A 16,426-nucleotide genomic window follows, 5' to 3' on the forward strand; every position below is an offset into this window, starting at 1 on the left:
TGACAATCAAGTGCACACTATTGAGTTCTCAAAGACCAGACACCACCCGTAACAACAAACCCAAAAACAAGGCCCGCCGCACCCGAACAGTACTAGCACAAACAACACAAAACCGTATCGCCTGCAAACAACCACTCTAACACAAACAACAGAGCGAAAGCAAACAAACAAACAATCGCATTGTTTAGAAAAGAAGAATAATATAGAGGGTTAAGAACTTGAAAAAACCAACCGGCCTTCATCTGGTCTTAAACCCCTGCCAGCACCCCGCTCCCCCGACCCGGTTTCCCGACCCGATCGGCGCGCTGCCAACAGATGAAAACATTACACGAGTTCCAAAGCGTTACGCAAATCCCACACACCCACACGGCGTGTCGGATTCCACCGTTAGAAAGAAAAAGCGCGGTCAGCGCATAAAACAACGGTGCCCGGTGAGATTTTCACCGAGCACCGTCTGAATTTCCTGTTGGGCGTGTCACGGCCGCTACCAGCGTGATCCACCCGCTAAACAGGGTGGGAACCGGGGTGGGAACCGGGGCGTGAGCCGGGGCGTGAGCCGGGGCGTGAGCCGCGGGTAACCGGATCCACCCGCGCAGCTACTGCGTGATGGTTAGCGCAGCCTTCTGCTTCTTACCGCGGCCAAGCACAAGCAGTGTGCGGTCAAAGGCAAACTCTGCGAGGGTTGTGTCCTCAGCGGAAACCCGCTCACCGTCAACGGAGGCCCCGCCCTGAGCGATTGTGCGACGCGCCTCAGACAGCGACCTAACCAGCCCGGTCTTAACGAGCGCCTCAGCAACGGTTGTGTCGACGCTCACCTCAGCGCTCGGCAGCTCAGCGGTTGCCTGGCGCAGCACCTCCTCGGGCACGGATTTGTAGGATCCACCCCCGAACAGCGCCTTTGCGGCAGCTTCAGCGGCCTGAGCCGCGGCGGGCCCGTGAACCAGCGCGGTAACCTCGAAGGCAAGGCGCTTCTGGGCGGCACGCAGGTGAGGCTCGCTCGCAACCTGGCGCTCGTACTCGGCGATCTCGTCGCGGGTTAGGAAGGTGAAAACCTTCAACCGCTCGGCCACATCGGCGTCCGCCTGGTTGAGCCAGAACTGGTAGAACGCGAACGGTGTGCACAGCTTAGGATCCAGCCAGATCGCGTTGCCCTCGCTCTTACCAAACTTGGTGCCATCAGAGTTCGCGATAATCGGGGTGCCGACCGCGTGCACGCTCTCACCGGTGACACGGCGGATCAGATCGGTTCCGGCCGTCAGATTGCCCCACTGGTCCTGCCCACCCGACTGCAGCGTGCAGCCGTGCTCCCGGAACAGCTGCAGGAAGTCGTACGCCTGCAGAATCTGGTAGCTGAACTCGGTGTAGCTGATGCCCTCATCGGAGGCGAGGCGCGCGGCAACCGCCTCCTTCTTGATCATCGTGCCAACACGGAAGTGCTTACCAATATCGCGCAGGAAATCGAGCGCGCTGAGCGACTCGGTCCAGTCGAGGTTGTTAACCAGGCGGGCCGCGTTCTCCCCCTCGAAGCTCAGGTACTTAGACACCTGTGCCTGCAGGGCCGAAACCCACTCAGCCACGGTCTCTTTCGAGTTGAGGGTGCGCTCCGAGGTGGGGCGCGGATCCCCAATCAACCCGGTTGAGCCACCAACCAGCGCGAGCGGCTTGTGGCCCGCAAGCTGCAGTCGCCGCATAAACAGCAGCTGCACCAGGTGGCCAAGATGCAGGCTCGCAGCTGTCGGATCAAAACCACAGTAATAGGTGATGCTGCCTGAGAGCGCCCCTTTTAACAGCTCCGGGTTGGTGGAGGTTGAGATCAGCCCCCGCCAGGTCAGCTCATCAAACAGGGAGTCAAAGCTAGAATCATTGCTCTGCGCTGCGAGAATCTGCGCGCGTTCATCTACTGTGGTCATGCAACCTATCGTAGCTTAGCATTACCCCGCGTACTGCGAATCGACGGCGGCTGTTTCAAATCCGAGCGAGCGGTAGAGGCTAACCGCGGCGGTGTTATCGCCGTCAACATACAGCTCCACCTCACGAAAACCCCTGGTCACAAGCTCATTCAGGCCAGCAAACATGAGCAGCTTCCCAAGCCCCTTGCCCGCGTAGTCGGGGCTGACTCCGAGCACATAAATCTCGGCGGTATCACCCGCGAGCTTCAGCCAGTTGTACCCAACCAGCTCACCCGCCGGGGTTTCAAGCACGAGGAACGCGGATGGATCCGCCCACGGCTGCGCCAGCCTCGCCTCCAGGTCACGGGTTGTGAGGCTCCCCTGCTCCGGGTGACTCGCAAACACGCGGGCGTTGAGGCTCACCCAGGCCTCGCTGTCACGCTCCGGGTCTAAGGCGCGGATCCGCAACCCCGCCTGACGAAGTTTCGCGTTAATCTCCTCGGCGTCATACTCACCGAGCGAGGCAAGCAGCCGGAACAGCGTTCTGGTTTTTGTCAGGCCCTGCTCGGCAGCGAGGGCGCGGGCGGCAGGTAGGTCGCCGTGCGCCCAAACCACGAATCCCGCCGGATCACGCAGCTGCTGCAAGAATTCAGCGCCGTAACCGCGCCCGCGATACTCGGGCAGCACCGCGAACTCCCACTCGCTTCGGCCGTCAGCCAGCTGTTGCCCGAGCGCCAAAGCGACGGGGGTTTCGAGATCCGCAAACACGGCCCGCTGTTCTCTGCTGTCGAGGTTTAACAGCGTCGCCTCGTTAAACGGTGGGACGCCGTCGTGGGCTGTGACGGTTTCAGCAAACTCGGTAATCGCTGCGGTGGTTAACACACTAACTCCAATCAGGCGAGCGGGAGGTTAGACGGTGGTGTCGCGCCGGGCGGTTAATGGGTGGCGCGCCGCGGGTTAGGCGGTGCGCGCCGCACTTTCGAGTAGGCACTGGGCGACGTAACTATTCAAACACGATGTGCAGGTCAAGACCTGAGAGCGCCTGCCTGCCGCCAAGCTCCGGCACCTCGCAGAGCACCGCAACCCCGACAACCTCACCGCCGATTGCCTCAATAACCTGTTTTGCGGCGAGCGCGGTGCCGCCGGTTGCGAGCACGTCGTCGATAATCAGCACGCGCGCGCCCGGCTGCACATCGGCCTGCACCTCAACGGTTGCGCTGCCGTATTCGAGATCGTAGCTGGCGCTCGCGGCGGGAGCCGGCAGCTTACCCGCTTTGCGAACAGAAACCGCGCCGCAGCCGCTGTGCACGGCGACGGCGCCCGCGAGGATGAAGCCCCTGGCCTCAATCCCCGCGACAACGTCGAAGCCTGGCGCGTCGCTGAAGCGATCCGCGATGTCGGTGGTGATTGCTTTCAGCGCTTGGCCGTCAGCTAAAACAGGGGCGAGGTCGCGAAACAGCACACCGGGTTCTGGATAGTCTGGAATCATCCGGGCAAGCTCAAGAGCCCTGTCTAAATCGCTTCTCACTCTTCTCCTTAATAGCCTGCGATCACGGTCGCGCGGCCGCGGCGGTGCAGCACGGCCCTGCCCCGTTAGCGGAGCCGAACAGCCTGCTATGCTGCAGCGCCGCGCTCCGCCATCTCAACCACGTTCTTTAACAGGAGTGCCCTGGTCATCGGACCCACACCGCCCGGGTTTGGCGAAACCCAGCCGGCAACCTCGCGCACCGCGTTGTCAACATCGCCAACAACCCGGGATTTGCCGGTTTCCGGATCCGTCTGCCGTGAAACACCCACGTCGAGCACAATCGCACCCGGTTTCACGTGATCCGCTTGAATAATGCCGGCGACGCCGGACGCGGCAACGATCACGTCCGCCTGCCGCAGCAGCTCGGAGAGATTCTTGGTGCCAGTGTGGGTGAGCGTCACGGTTGCGTTGTGGACGCGGCGGGTCAGCAGCGGGCCGATCGGCCGGCCGACTGTCACCCCGCGACCAACAACCACAACGTGCTTACCCGCCCAGTCAAGGCCAGCAAACTCGACGAGCTCAATAACCCCACGCGGTGTGCACGGCAGCGGCGTTGTAATCTCGCCGTTGACGTTCAAAACCAGTTTGCCAAGGTTGGTCGGGTGGAGCCCGTCCGCGTCCTTCGCCGGGTCGATCAGCTCCAGCACCCGGTCAGTGTCGAGGTGCGCGGGCAGCGGCAGCTGCACAATATAACCGGTGCAGTCCGGGTTGGCGTTAAGCTCCGCCAGCACCTCCTCCAGTTCCTGCTGGGTGACATCCTCCGGCAGGTCGCGGCGGATCGAATCAATCCCCACCTCGGCACAGTCACGGTGCTTACCGGCAACGTACCACTGCGAGCCCGGGTCGCTGCCAACCAGAACCGTCGCAAGTCCGCAGCTGATGCCGCGTTCCTTCAGCGCAGAAACACGCTCGGACAGATCCGCCTTAATCGCGGCGGCGGCTTTGTTGCCGTCCAAGAGTTGTGCTGTCACAGTTTTAACCCCCTAGCTGGCGCTCTCTACCACTCACTAACACTGTGTTTTGCACAGTGTTTTACCACTGCTCAAGGCCTGGGTAGAGTGGGTATTTAGCGGCGAGCGCAGCTGTCCGGCGGCGCTGCTCAGCGCGATCCGCACCCTGCAGAGTTTGTGCGATAACGTCAGCAACCTCTGCAAAATCCTCGTCGCCGAAACCGCGGGTTGCGAGCGCCGGGGTGCCGATGCGCAGACCACTTGTCACCATTGGTGGGCGTGGGTCGAAAGGCACAGCGTTACGGTTTACGGTGATGCCAACCTCGTGCAGCGCGTCCTCAGCCTGCTGGCCATCAAGCTCTGACTTGCGGAGGTCAGCGAGCACCAGGTGCACATCGGTGCCGCCGGTGAGCACATCAATTCCGGCCGCGCGTGCTGCGTCAGAGGTGAGTGCCTCAGCGACAAGCTTGGCACCGCGGATGGTGCGCTGCTGGCGGTCTGCGAACTCCTCAGTTGCAGCGAGTTTGAAAGCAACGGCTTTACCGGCGATAACGTGCATCAGCGGGCCGCCCTGCTGGCCTGGGAAGACGTTGCTGTTGATCTTCTTGTGGATCTCAAGATCGTTGGTGAGAATGAAGCCGGAGCGTGGTCCGCCAATGGTCTTGTGCACGGTTGAGCTAACAACGTGTGCGTGCGGAACCGGGCTCGGGTAGAGACCCGCAGCAACCAGACCTGCGAAGTGAGCCATGTCAACCCAGAGGGTTGCGCCAACCTCGTCAGCGATCTCACGGAACTTAGCGAAGTCGATTGTGCGCGGGTAAGCTGACCAGCCTGCGATCAGCACCTTTGGCTTGTTTTCGAGGGCGATGCGGCGCACCTCGTCCATGTCAAGCAGCATGGTCTCTGGGTTCACACCGTAGCTAACAACTTTGTAGAGCTTGCCAGAGAAGTTGAGTTTCATACCGTGGGTGAGGTGGCCGCCGTGTGACAGCTCAAGACCCATAATGGTGTCGCCCGGCTCAGCGATTGCGGCGAGCACAGCGGCGTTTGCGGAAGCACCGGAGTGTGGCTGCACGTTTGCGTACTTGGCGCCGAACAGTGACTTGGCGCGCTCGCGGGCGAGCTCCTCCGCAACGTCAACGGCTTCACAACCGCCGTAGTAGCGGCGTCCCGGGTAGCCCTCAGCGTACTTGTTGGTGAGCACGCTGCCGACTGTCTCCAGCACCGCGCGCGGCACAAAGTTCTCGCTCGCGATCATCTCCAGAGTGTCTCGCTGCCGGGCTAGCTCGGCGGTGAGCACATCGGCGATCTCAGGATCGACTACGCTCAGTGGCTCGTTAAAGAATGACTGGTCTGACATAGATTCCTCCAGTAATTTTGGGTGATTTCAATTACAGCGACCCAGGCGAGCGGCCTTAGTTTGTGAAGTAAACAAATACTTACGTTGTCGCTCCCCGATGGTCACCCATCTGCACGCCAGTCGCGACACTGTTCTAGTTTATCTCAGCATCTGCGAGTAACATAACCTGTTATGCAAAAGTCTTGGGTGCTAACTCTAAAATGCGTTGACGGGCCTGGTATTGTGCACGCGGTGAGCGGTGCGCTGGTTGCCGCGGGCGGCAACATTGAGGAGAGCCAGCAGTTCGCCTCTCTCGACACCGGCAGCTTTTTTATGCGGATCGAGGTGACCGCCGTCGCTCAGCCGGAGACCTTCGAGGCTCGTTTTAAAGAGTGTCTGATGCCGGTTGTTAACCGCTACAGCATGCAGTGGAGCCTCACAGAGTCAGGCCACAAACTCCGCACCCTGCTGCTTGCCTCGAAAGCAACCCACTGTGTTAACGATCTGCTCTACCGGCAGCGGAACGAGCAGCTGCCAATCGACGTACCGCTGGTGCTGTCTAACCACACTGTTGCGAGCGATCTCGCGGCCTTCTACGGTGTGCCGTTTGAGCACATCCCGGTTGTTGATCAGGAGTCGAAGCAGCGCTTTGAGGATCGTATCCTCGAGGTGGTTGAGGAGCACGACATCGAGCTGGTTGTGCTCGCCCGCTACATGCAGATCCTCTCACCCGCGCTCTGCGAAAAACTCGCGGGTCGGGCAATCAACATCCACCACTCATTCCTTCCCGGCTTTAAGGGCGCTAACCCCTACCGGCAAGCGCACGCGCGCGGCGTTAAACTGATCGGCGCAACCGCCCACTTTGTGACAACCGACCTCGATGAAGGTCCCATTATTGAGCAGGATGTTGTGCGGGTGGATCACGCTTCCTCCCCCGAGAAGCTGCAGCAGATCGGTCAGGACAGGGAGGCGCAAACCCTCCGGCGCGCGGTTGGCTGGTTCGCCGAAAACCGGGTGCTGTTGGACGGCAACCGCACCGTTATCTTCCAGTAGCCTCCCCCGCTGGCAGACCGGGTATGCTAGAAGGCATGGCAAACCGTAGACGCAGTATCGCAGTTTTGGCGCTGATTAGAAGCCTGGTTGAGCTGACCGTCGTGTCGGCGCTCACCGCCTGGGGTTTCCTCAGCTGGCAGCTTCCCCTGCCGGGCATCATTATCGGCTTTGTGACCTTCTTTGTCAGCGTGCTGGTGTGGGCGCTGTTCCTCTCCCCCAAACCGGTTCTCGCGGTTGACGGATACGCACGCGGACTGGTGTCTTTGCTGTTTCTCGCGGCCGGCTGCGCGGCGATGCTGAAGCTCGGATTCCCGTGGTACGCGGTGCTACTGTTCACGCTGGTTGCCGCAACCCTCAACTACACTGAGCTGGTTTTGCGCACCAAACCGCAGGTTAAGCACGTGGGCTAGGTTTTATGACGAATTGTGTCTCACGCGCTGTGAAACTCATGGAATTCACACGGTAAAGCCTATAGAGTTTACGTTATGACTGATCTGCGACTTGAAGAACTATCAGCGGCAACCATCGTCGCCGTTAACTCCCTGAGTTTGAAGCCTGGGCAGGAACAGTTCATTACGCCCGTATCCTACTCCGCGGCCCTCGCTGTGACACCGGCTGAAACCGCCTGGCAGCGCGTGATCCTGCGCGGAGACAAGGTTGTTGGGTTTATTCACGCCAACTTTGATCCGGAGGCGAGCCGTGAAGAGTTCCGGGCTGCGCTGTGGCGGATCAATGTTGACGCCGCCGAGCAGGGCACTGGTGTCGGCACCTTCGCGGTGCAGCAGCTGATCGCCGAGGCAAAATCGCGCGGTGTTACCGAGCTAACCGTGCTCTACGAACTCGGTGACGCAAGCCCTGAAGAGTTCTTCAACCACATGGGCTTTGTACCAACCGGCGAAACCGAGTACGGCGAGGTTATTGCAACCCACGTAATTAACGCACAAAACGCCTAATGGCAGCGGCTGCGGGGGCTGCTGCACAGGGGCACAGAGTCGGTAAGGGATCACTGCTGCTACTCAGCTCATCCGTGGGCTTCGGTGTGATGTTCTATCTCACACCGCTTTTGCACCCGATGCCCGCGGAAGCAATTCTGACGCTGCGGATCATCACCTGTATTCTGGCGCTCTATGTGCTTTTCGCGGTCACCAAACAGACAAAACTGGTGAGCGAAACCTGGCGGTTTATTCGCGAAAAACCGCTGCGCATTATCACCGTTATCTTCAGCGGTATGCTGCTTTCGCTGCAGCTGTGGATGTTCGCCTGGGGTCCGCTGCACGGCCGCGGCCTGCCGGTTGCACTAGGCTATTTTTTGATGCCGCTGGTGCTTGTGATTATCGGCAGGTTCCTCTATAAAGACAGAATGCAGTGGTGGCACTGGATCGCGGTGCTCTTCGCCGCAATCGGTGTCGGCTTTGAGGTTGTGCGGGTTGGCTCATTCTCGTGGGAGACGCTGGTTGTCGCGCTCGGCTACCCGCTCTACTTTGTTGTGCGGCGCGCCAACGGCACAGCCCACCTCGGCGGAATGATGTGGGAGCAGCTGGCGATGCTGCCCGCCGCACTGCTGCTAATCCCCTACTTCGCGTTCGCTGACCCGGTTATGGTCGCACGCCCAGAGCTGTGGATTTACGGGCTGCTCGTCTCCGTGTTTGGTTCGAGTGTGCTGGTGATCTGGATCCTGTCATCGAAGCTTCTGCCGATGTCAATCTTCGGCCTGCTCTCCTACTTCGAGCCGGTGTTCCTCGCCGCCGCCGCGTTCTTCTCCGGTGAGCTGCTAACCACCGCAGAGATACCGGTTTACGCGGCTGTGACGCTCGCGATTCTGGTGATCCTCACCGGTGGCACGCTGACGGCACTGCGGCAGCGGCGAGCGGCGAAACAGCTGGTTGGTGGATCCGCTCAGGCACCGCGCAGCAAGGGACCCGCTGGCGACAGCGACTTCGACTCGGTTGTGCCGGTTACCGGCAGTATCCCGATTATTCAGGAGCGCTGAACCAGCTGGGAAGCTGAACCGAAATAGGCCGCTGGGTCCCTGGATCCACCCACTAAATCAGGAACGCCGAGCCCACCAGCTGCGGCGAGTTTGGCGGCCGCTTTAATTCTCTACAATCTGAGAATCAGCTGTATAATTGATAGAAGTGGGGTATTTTACGAAATCCACTAGAAAACGAGGGTTATATGCAGCAAGAAAACAAGCCAGAAACAGCTTTTGCAGAGGCAGCAGCCGAGGCGCAGTCAGGTTTTTCTGCCGGTCAGGATGCAGCTGAGCAGCAGACCGCGGAGCAGATCGCAACCAGTGACGCTGGCGATCAGTTCGAGATGGCTGCAACCGATCAGGTTGACGTAACCCCCGAGATTGACGAGATCGCGGAGCTTGAGCACCAGCTGAACCCGGACGCTGAGTCACCGGATCCAAACGCCTGGCGCCAGGGCTACCCGTACGACACCAAGATCAGCCGCAAACAGTATGAAAAAGAGAAGCGGAAGCTGCAGATCGAGCTGCTGAAGTTCCAGGCTTGGGTGAAAGAGACCGGTGAGAAGGTTGTTATTATCTTCGAGGGTCGTGACGCAGCCGGTAAGGGTGGCGCGATTAAGCGGTTTATGGAGCACCTCAACCCCCGTGGCGCTCGCACCGTCGCGCTTGAGAAGCCAACCGAGCGGGAGCAGAAGCAGTGGTTCTTCCAGCGCTACGTCCAGCACCTGCCAACCGGCGGCGAGATTGTGCTGTTTGACCGCTCCTGGTACAACCGCGCCGGTGTTGAGCGCGTTATGGGTTACTGCACCCCGCAGGAGTACCTGGAGTTCACCCGCTCCGCACCAGAGTTTGAGAGCATGCTGACACAGTCTGGTATCCACCTGATTAAGTTCTGGTTCTCGGTCGGTAAAGCAGAGCAGCGTTCACGCTTCCTCTCCCGCTCAACCGACCCGGTTAAACAGTGGAAGCTCTCCCCAACCGACCTGGCATCACTCGACAAGTGGGATGCCTACACCGAGGCTCGTGAGGCAATGTTCTTCTACACAGACACCCCGCACGCTCCGTGGACGGTTGTAAAGTCAAACGACAAGAAGCGCGCTCGGCTTGAGGCGATGCGCTGGGTGCTCTCAAAGTTTGAGTACACCGGTAAGGATCACTCGGTTGTTGGCACCCCGGACGAGAAGATCATCGGCAACCCCGCTGATGTTTACGACCAGGGTGAAAACCCAGCCGGAGTGTTCCCTAAGGTAACCGGCTAAACCCCTGGTGCGGCTGGCTGCGAGGCTCTTACTCGCAGCCACCGTTTACGCTAAACTAAAAGCTGTGCTGGCCCGACTCCTATCTTTCGGGCCAGCACTTTTTTGTTTTGACCGCGGTAAACGTTTTCTGAGTTTATCGTGTATTCCCCCGAACTATACAGCCCAGAGTCAGCTAACCTGCAGCTTGCTTATAGCTCTGACACAGCACCCGAAGATAGATTATTGCTTATGAAAAAAATCATTGGTCTAACAGCAATCGCAACTATGGGCATCGCCTCTTCTCTGCTTACCGGGTGTGGTAACCAAGGCACCCCAAACAACTCTGCAGGTTCAAACACCCAGCAGCAGCAACAGCAGCAGAACGGCTCAAGCAGCAACTCTTCTACAAACAGCAACAACAGCTCTGGTTCATCAGCTACCACCAGCAACAACCGCGGTGGCACCCTAGAGTCTGCAGAAGCAGCCGTAGCTAAGGCGCTTGAGACCGTTCCCGGTTCACGCCTCTACGACCTCGACTGGAAGGGTCAGAGCTGGGAGGTAAAGGTTTACAGCGGCAACGTTGAGACTGACCTGCTGATCGACGCCAACACACTGAATGTGCTCAGCACCGAGGTTGATGACGACTCAGACTTTGACGACATCGCCGAGCTGAACGCCGCAACCGTAGAGCTGATTGACGCAGCGAAGGCAGCGCTAAACTACCGTGCGGGCCTGATCGACGAGATCTCACTCGAGACCATCGCCGGCACCCCGCGCTGGGAGGTTAAGGTTGTGACCGACGCCAGCCGCGCTGCTGAGGTTGTGCTTGTTGACATCAACAGCGGCCAGGTTATCTAGCGGCTTTTCTAACCGGCAGTGACCGCAGCTGGTCGCTGCCGGTTATTACTGTCTGAAACAAAAACCTTTTTTTTATCTATCCATCCATTCTCTGCGCCTGGTTGTGCACGTTACGCCGGTAAGCTTTATTACTATCATGGCTCATTTACTAGGCGCAGAGAATCTAAAACTTGAATACCCGACAAGGGTTGTGTTTGACGGTATCACCCTCGGTATTGCAGAGGGTGACCGAATCGGCATCGTCGGCCGCAACGGCGACGGCAAGTCCAGTCTGCTCGCAATGCTCGCGGGCAATCTCGCGCCTGACGCTGGACAGGTGACACGCAGAAAAGATATCAGCTTTGGGATCCTGAAACAGGATGACGATCTCGACGACGAGCTCAGCATCGGCGCCAACATTGTTGGAGACACCCCGGAGCACGTTTGGGCTGGTGACGCACGCATCAGGGACGTAATTAGCGGCCTGGTTTCTGACCTCGATTGGGACACCCCGGTAAAAAACCTCAGCGGCGGTGAAAGACGCCGCGTTGCACTCGCCCAGCTATTAACCGCTGACTGGGATATTTTGGCGCTTGACGAGCCAACCAACCACCTTGATATAGAGGGCATTGCGTGGCTTGCGCGCCATCTGAAACAGCGCTGGCCGAAGGGGCAGGGGGCGCTGCTCGTGGTCACCCACGACCGCTGGTTCCTGGACGAGGTCAGCGAAACAACCTGGGAGGTGCACAACGGAATCGTTGAACCCTTCGAGGGTGGATACGCCGCCTATGTGCTGCAGCGGGTTGAGCGCGACAGAATCGCCGCCGCACGGGAGCAGAAACGGCAGAACCTGCTGCAGAAGGAGCTCGCCTGGCTGCGGCGCGGAGCCCCCGCGCGAACCAGCAAACCAAAGTTTCGAATCGCCGCCGCCAACGCCCTGATTGCGGATGTGCCGCCGCTGCGCGACTCGGTGAAACTGCAGCGGCTCGCGGTTAACCGGCTCGGTAAGGACGTTGTGCGGCTGAAGAACGCGGGCGTCAACTACAACGAGCGGGTGATCCTTAACGGCATCACCTGGGATATTGCGCCCGGCGAGCGCACCGGCATCCTCGGCGCCAACGGTGCCGGCAAGTCAACACTGCTGGGTTTGATCGCTGGCACTGTCAGCCCCACCTCGGGCTCCGTGAAACACGGTAAAACCGTGCAGATCGCAGTGCTTGATCAGCGGTTCTCGCAGCTGCAGGAGATCGCTAACGACCGTGTCCGCGATGTGCTCGCGCGCACCAAGTTCAGCTTCGAGATTGACGGCAAAGAGCTCACGCCGTCACAGCTTTTGGAGCGTCTCGGCTTTAGGCGAGAGCAGCTCTCAACCCCGGTTGCGGATCTCAGCGGCGGCCAAAAACGCCGGTTGCAGCTGCTTCTAATCCTGCTGCAGCAGCCGAACGTTCTGATTCTGGACGAGCCAACCAACGACGTCGACTCGGAGATGCTGACAGCGCTTGAGGACCTGCTCGACAGCTGGCCCGGCACCCTGATCGTTGTCTCCCACGACCGCTACCTGCTGGAGCGGGTCACCGACCAGCAGTACGCAATCTTCCACGGCTCCCTCCGCCACCTGCCCGGCGGCATCGAGGAGTATCTCCGGCTCAGCAAGCAGCTGACCAGCGCCTCGCCCGCAACCGCCGGTTCGCCTGCCGGTTCGCCCACGCAATCCCAGCGGGGTGGATCCGCAAGCACCGTAGCCAGCCAGCCCGCCGCCGCTACAGCCGCCGCCGGGGGTGGATCCGCAACCGCCGGAGCATCTGGATCCGTCGTCGCAGACCCCGCCGCAAAACCGCAGCTCACCGGGGCTGCTGAGCACGCCGCGCGGAAGCAGCTCTCTGCGATTGACCGTAAGCTCGCAAAGTTGCAGCTGGCGAGGACGGAGGCTCACAAGCGGCTCGCCGAGTGTTCACCACAGGACTACAGCCGCTTAACCGAGCTGAGCGCTGAGCTTGACGCTGTCACCGCCGAGATTGACTCGCTTGAGGAGGAGTGGCTGGAGGTCTCAGCCGCGCTGGAGGGGTAGCCCTGCGGCGGGACCTGGATCCGCTCAGAAAATCACCCCGGCAATCCTAACCGGACGCTCAGCGGGGTCTGCTAACCTCGGTCTATGTCTGTTTCTGAGCTTACAACCAGCACCCAAAACTACCTGAAGGCGATTTGGGCGCTGCAGGAGTGGGACGATAAACCAGTTGCCTCGTCGTCGCTCGCCAGCTACCTCGGCGTGCGACCGTCAACGGTCTCTGATGCGATAAAAAAGCTGAACAACCAGGGATTTGTTTCGCACAGTCGATACGGCACGATCACGCTCACCGAGGAGGGCCGCAGTCACGCTGTTGCGATGATCCGGCGACATCGGCTGCTTGAGACGTACCTGGTTGAGGAGCTCGGCTATTCCTGGGATGAGGTGCACGACGAGGCCGAGCATCTGGAGCACGCGGTTAGCGATCTTTTGATTGAGCGGATCAGCGAAAAACTAGACCATCCGAGCCGTGACCCGCACGGGGATCCCATCCCCCAGGCTGACGGATCCATCGTCATCCCGCAGGCGAAACTGCTGCTGTCTGCCCGTAACGAAGATAGCGTGCGGATCGAGCGCATCTCCGATGTTGATAACCGGCTGCTGCAGTATCTCGCCGAGAACGGATTTAGCGTTGACACCGTTGCGAGGGTGTCCGCTGAGAGCCCCTTCTCGGAGTCGCTCACTCTCACAAATGAGACCGGTGGGAAGGTGCTTTTGGGTAGTTTAGCCCAGCAGTCCATCTGGGTTAGCCCGGTAAAAACTAAATAAAACGCCACACAGCAGATTGCAAGTTCGGTAAACCTAACATTAGTATTAGTTTTGCGGAACAAATTGTTTCTCCCCTCACCTCAGAGAAATGAAAGGTAATCATGTAAGCGTTACTAAAACGAACAGCGATTGCTGCGACAAGCGTGCTTGCCGCAGCCACCCTCCTAGCTGGTTGCCAGGCGAGCAACAGCACTGACGGCGACAGCGCCGCCCAGTCAGACTCGCTGCAGGTTTATGCAACAACCGGCTACCTCGCTGACGCTGTGAAGAACATTGCCCCCGATGCTGAGATCACCACGATGGTTGGGCCGGGAGGCGATCCGCACACCTACCAGCCAACCACCAAAGACATCGAGAAGATGCGTGACTCAGACGCTGTTGTGTGGAATGGTCTGCACCTGGAAGCACAGATGATCGACGAGCTGCAGTCGCTCGGCGATAAACAGCTCGCGGTTGGTGAAGGCATTGACGAGGCTGAGCTGCTCGACTGGCCAGAGACCGACGACGAGGGCAACCCGCTGCACGATCCACACATCTGGAACTCACCGGAAATCTGGCAGCAGGTGGTTACCGCGGTTGCCGACCACCTGGCAAAACTTGACAAAGACAACGCCGAAACCTACAAAGACAACGCGGTAGCGTACAACAAGCAGATCGCTGAGACCTCAGCTGAGGTTGAGGAACTGATCAGCACGGTTGGCGAACCGCGCGTTTTGATCAGCGGTCACGACGCCTTCAACTACTTCGGTAAGGTCTACAACCTTGAGGTGCACGCAACCGACTTCGTTTCAACCGAGGCGCAGCTGAGCGCGAGCCAGATTAGCGAGCTGGCGGATCTGATTGCCGAGAAGCAGGTTCCTGCTATCTTCCTCGACAACCAGGCATCCCCGCAGGCGATCACAAGCCTGCAGGAGGCTGTTAAGTCTCGCGGCTGGGATGTGAAAATCGCTAACGAGGAGCTGTTTGCTGACTCGCTCGGCGCAGAAGCCCCGGTAGACACCTACCTGGGTGTGCTGAAGCACAACGCTGAGGCTGTTTCGCAGGCGCTCAGCAACCAGTAAACCCCCGCTTCCTTCCCCCCCTCAACATAATCACGGAAGAAATATGAAGACCTCCGCCAAAGAACTCAGCTGCGCGGCTCACGGCGTATCCGTTGCCTACAATGAAAATCCGGTGCTGTTAAACGTTAATTTTGCTGCTCCCGCTGGCACGATTACGGGGATTATCGGGCCAAACGGCGCAGGGAAGTCAACGCTTATTAAAGCTATGCTGGAGCTGCTGAAGCCGCTATCCGGAACAGCTGAGTTCTTTGGCGGACCATTAAAAACGGCCCGTTCACGGGTCGGCTACATGCCGCAGTCACGCTCGGTTGACTGGGATTTCCCGGCAACCGTGCGCGAGATTGTGGAGATGGGAACCTACGGGTCTCTCGGTTGGGGGATCCGCCCGGGCAAGAAGCAACGTCAGCTCACCGCCGCTGCACTCGCCCAAACCGACATCACAGACCTCGCCAAACGGCAGATCGGTGAGCTTAGCGGCGGGCAAAAACAGCGCGTGTTCTTGGCACGCTGTCTGGCACAGAACCCCGACCTGCTGATCCTCGACGAGCCGTTCCAGGGCATTGACAAGTCGAGCCAGCAAGCGATTATCGCGGTTTTGCAGGAGCTGCGCGACAGCGGCAAAACCGTTGTGATGGTGCACCACGACCTAAAAACCGTGCCGGAGCTGTGCGACAGGGTGCTGCTGTTAAACGGCACCGTGGTTGCCGCCGGCACCGTCGCTGAGGCGTTCACCGCCGAAAACATCGCCAAAACCTTTAACGCACCGCTCGACCTGCAAAGCCTGGGGTTGACGCTGTGACCATAATCGACTTCTTTAGCGACCACACCTTCCGCACGGTACTGATCGGAACAGTTGTTGTCGGCGTCACCGCCGGTGCTCTCGGCTGCTTCACCTATCTGCGGAAACAGACGCTGATCGCCGACGTTGTCTCACACTCGGCGCTGCCGGGCGCGATGGCGTTCTTCCTGCTGGCGAGCGTTATTCACGGCATCAACGGCAGAAACCTAATCGGTCTCGCCGCCGGCTCCCTGATCACCGGCAGCCTCGCCGCGTTCACAACCCAGTGGCTGATCGCAAAAACCAAACTGAAACCGGACGCCGCCATGTCCGTCTCACTTGTCGCCTACTTCTCAGTCGGTATGCTACTGCTGAACATTATCACACAGGGCGATTTCCCCGAGAAGGGCGGCATCCAAAACTACCTCTTCGGCAACGCCTCAACGCTAACACAGTCCGACCTGATAATCACCGCGGTGATCACAACCATCGCACTCATCGGCATGCTGCTGTTCTGGAAAGAACTCAAGCTCGCAAGCTTCGACATCAACTACGCAAGCGCCTCCGGCTTCAAACGGCAGCTGCTTGACGGGCTGCTGTTCACAACCGTAGTCACCGCAATCGTTATCGGTGTGAAAGCCGTCGGCTTGATCCTGATGATCGCCTTCGTCATCTCCCCCGCGGCGGCGGCCCGCCAGTGGACCAGATCGTTGCGCGGCATGGTGATTTTAGCGGCGGCGATCGGGGGCGGATCCGCCAGCCTCGGCTCATACCTGTCGGTGCAGTACGGAAACATTCCCACCGGCCCGGTAATCGTGCTGATCCTGTTCGTTGTTGTGCTGCTCTCGCTCTTCCTGGCCCCGCGTCGGGGTCTCATCGCGAAGCTGCGCGGTAAGCGGATCCAGCTGGCAAACCTCGAAAACGAACCGGTGAAAAGGTAGGGCTGTT

At 59.4% G+C, this 16,426-nt stretch carries 16 protein-coding genes and 1 riboswitch; of the genes, 11 read left to right on the plus strand and 5 right to left on the minus strand.

What is annotated here, in order from left to right; genetic code table 11:
- Window positions 1-596: 596 nt before the first annotated feature.
- The 5 genes from tyrS to glyA form a co-directional block, all read right to left on the minus strand.
- Entirely contained in the window at window positions 597-1,910 is a 1,314-nt protein-coding gene (gene tyrS, locus EII30_RS04865) for a tyrosine--tRNA ligase (protein ID WP_124886212.1), read from the minus strand.
- Between the two features lie 21 nt (window positions 1,911-1,931).
- Window positions 1,932-2,771, minus strand: a complete 840-nt coding sequence (gene mshD / locus EII30_RS04870) for a mycothiol synthase (RefSeq protein ID WP_158608663.1) — start codon at window positions 2,769-2,771, stop codon at window positions 1,932-1,934.
- Window positions 2,772-2,892: 121 nt separating this feature from the next.
- Entirely contained in the window at window positions 2,893-3,417 is a 525-nt protein-coding gene (locus EII30_RS04875; RefSeq protein ID WP_255409818.1) for an adenine phosphoribosyltransferase, read from the minus strand.
- Between the two features lie 86 nt (window positions 3,418-3,503).
- Entirely contained in the window at window positions 3,504-4,388 is an 885-nt protein-coding gene (locus EII30_RS04880) for a bifunctional methylenetetrahydrofolate dehydrogenase/methenyltetrahydrofolate cyclohydrolase (protein ID WP_124886214.1), read from the minus strand.
- Between the two features lie 61 nt (window positions 4,389-4,449).
- Window positions 4,450-5,727 carry a serine hydroxymethyltransferase gene (gene glyA / locus EII30_RS04885; protein WP_124886215.1) on the minus strand — a complete coding sequence of 426 codons (1,278 nt, stop codon included), beginning with the start codon at window positions 5,725-5,727 and terminating at the stop codon, window positions 4,450-4,452.
- Between the two features lie 32 nt (window positions 5,728-5,759).
- Window positions 5,760-5,861, minus strand: a riboswitch (ZMP/ZTP riboswitch).
- Between the two features lie 37 nt (window positions 5,862-5,898).
- Between glyA and purU the strand changes: the two genes are divergently transcribed.
- The 11 genes from purU (at window position 5,899) to EII30_RS04940 (ending at window position 16,419) form a co-directional block, all read left to right on the plus strand.
- The gene (gene purU, locus EII30_RS04890; protein WP_124886216.1) at window positions 5,899-6,759 is read left to right on the plus strand and encodes a formyltetrahydrofolate deformylase; all 861 of its coding nucleotides are present in this window, start codon (window positions 5,899-5,901) and stop codon (window positions 6,757-6,759) included.
- Between the two features lie 35 nt (window positions 6,760-6,794).
- Window positions 6,795-7,169, plus strand: coding sequence for a YrdB family protein (locus tag EII30_RS04895; protein WP_158608664.1), 375 nt, complete (start codon window positions 6,795-6,797; stop codon window positions 7,167-7,169).
- 75 nt (window positions 7,170-7,244) lie between these two features.
- Entirely contained in the window at window positions 7,245-7,712 is a 468-nt protein-coding gene (locus EII30_RS04900; RefSeq protein WP_124886218.1) for a GNAT family N-acetyltransferase, read from the plus strand.
- Window positions 7,712-8,749, plus strand: a complete 1,038-nt coding sequence (gene rarD, locus EII30_RS04905) for an EamA family transporter RarD (protein WP_124886219.1) — start codon at window positions 7,712-7,714, stop codon at window positions 8,747-8,749. Before EII30_RS04900 ends, rarD begins: the two co-directional genes overlap by 1 nt.
- Window positions 8,750-8,934: 185 nt before the next feature.
- On the plus strand, window positions 8,935-9,990 hold the full coding sequence (gene ppk2 / locus EII30_RS04910; RefSeq protein ID WP_199731575.1) for a polyphosphate kinase 2: 1,056 nt from the start codon (window positions 8,935-8,937) through the stop codon (window positions 9,988-9,990).
- A gap of 228 nt (window positions 9,991-10,218) precedes the next feature.
- Window positions 10,219-10,827, plus strand: a complete 609-nt coding sequence (locus EII30_RS04915) for a PepSY domain-containing protein (RefSeq protein WP_124886220.1) — start codon at window positions 10,219-10,221, stop codon at window positions 10,825-10,827.
- 136 nt (window positions 10,828-10,963) lie between these two features.
- Window positions 10,964-12,874 (plus strand): ABC-F family ATP-binding cassette domain-containing protein, encoded by a 1,911-nt coding sequence (locus tag EII30_RS04920; RefSeq protein WP_124886221.1) that lies wholly within the window; start codon window positions 10,964-10,966, stop codon window positions 12,872-12,874.
- 84 nt (window positions 12,875-12,958) lie between these two features.
- Window positions 12,959-13,639, plus strand: coding sequence for a metal-dependent transcriptional regulator (locus tag EII30_RS04925; protein ID WP_124886222.1), 681 nt, complete (start codon window positions 12,959-12,961; stop codon window positions 13,637-13,639).
- A 143-nt stretch (window positions 13,640-13,782) separates the two neighbouring features.
- The gene (locus EII30_RS04930) at window positions 13,783-14,700 is read left to right on the plus strand and encodes a metal ABC transporter substrate-binding protein (RefSeq protein WP_233569292.1); all 918 of its coding nucleotides are present in this window, start codon (window positions 13,783-13,785) and stop codon (window positions 14,698-14,700) included.
- Between the two features lie 43 nt (window positions 14,701-14,743).
- Window positions 14,744-15,499: a metal ABC transporter ATP-binding protein gene (locus EII30_RS04935; protein ID WP_124886224.1), complete on the plus strand. Its 756-nt coding sequence runs from the start codon at window positions 14,744-14,746 to the stop codon at window positions 15,497-15,499.
- On the plus strand, window positions 15,496-16,419 hold the full coding sequence (locus EII30_RS04940; protein WP_124886225.1) for a metal ABC transporter permease: 924 nt from the start codon (window positions 15,496-15,498) through the stop codon (window positions 16,417-16,419). The genes EII30_RS04935 and EII30_RS04940 overlap by 4 nt, the downstream gene beginning before the upstream one ends.
- Window positions 16,420-16,426: the final 7 nt, after the last annotated feature.

This window comes from Leucobacter sp. OH1287 (genome assembly GCF_003859945.1).
Lineage (GTDB): Bacteria > Actinomycetota > Actinomycetes > Actinomycetales > Microbacteriaceae > Canibacter.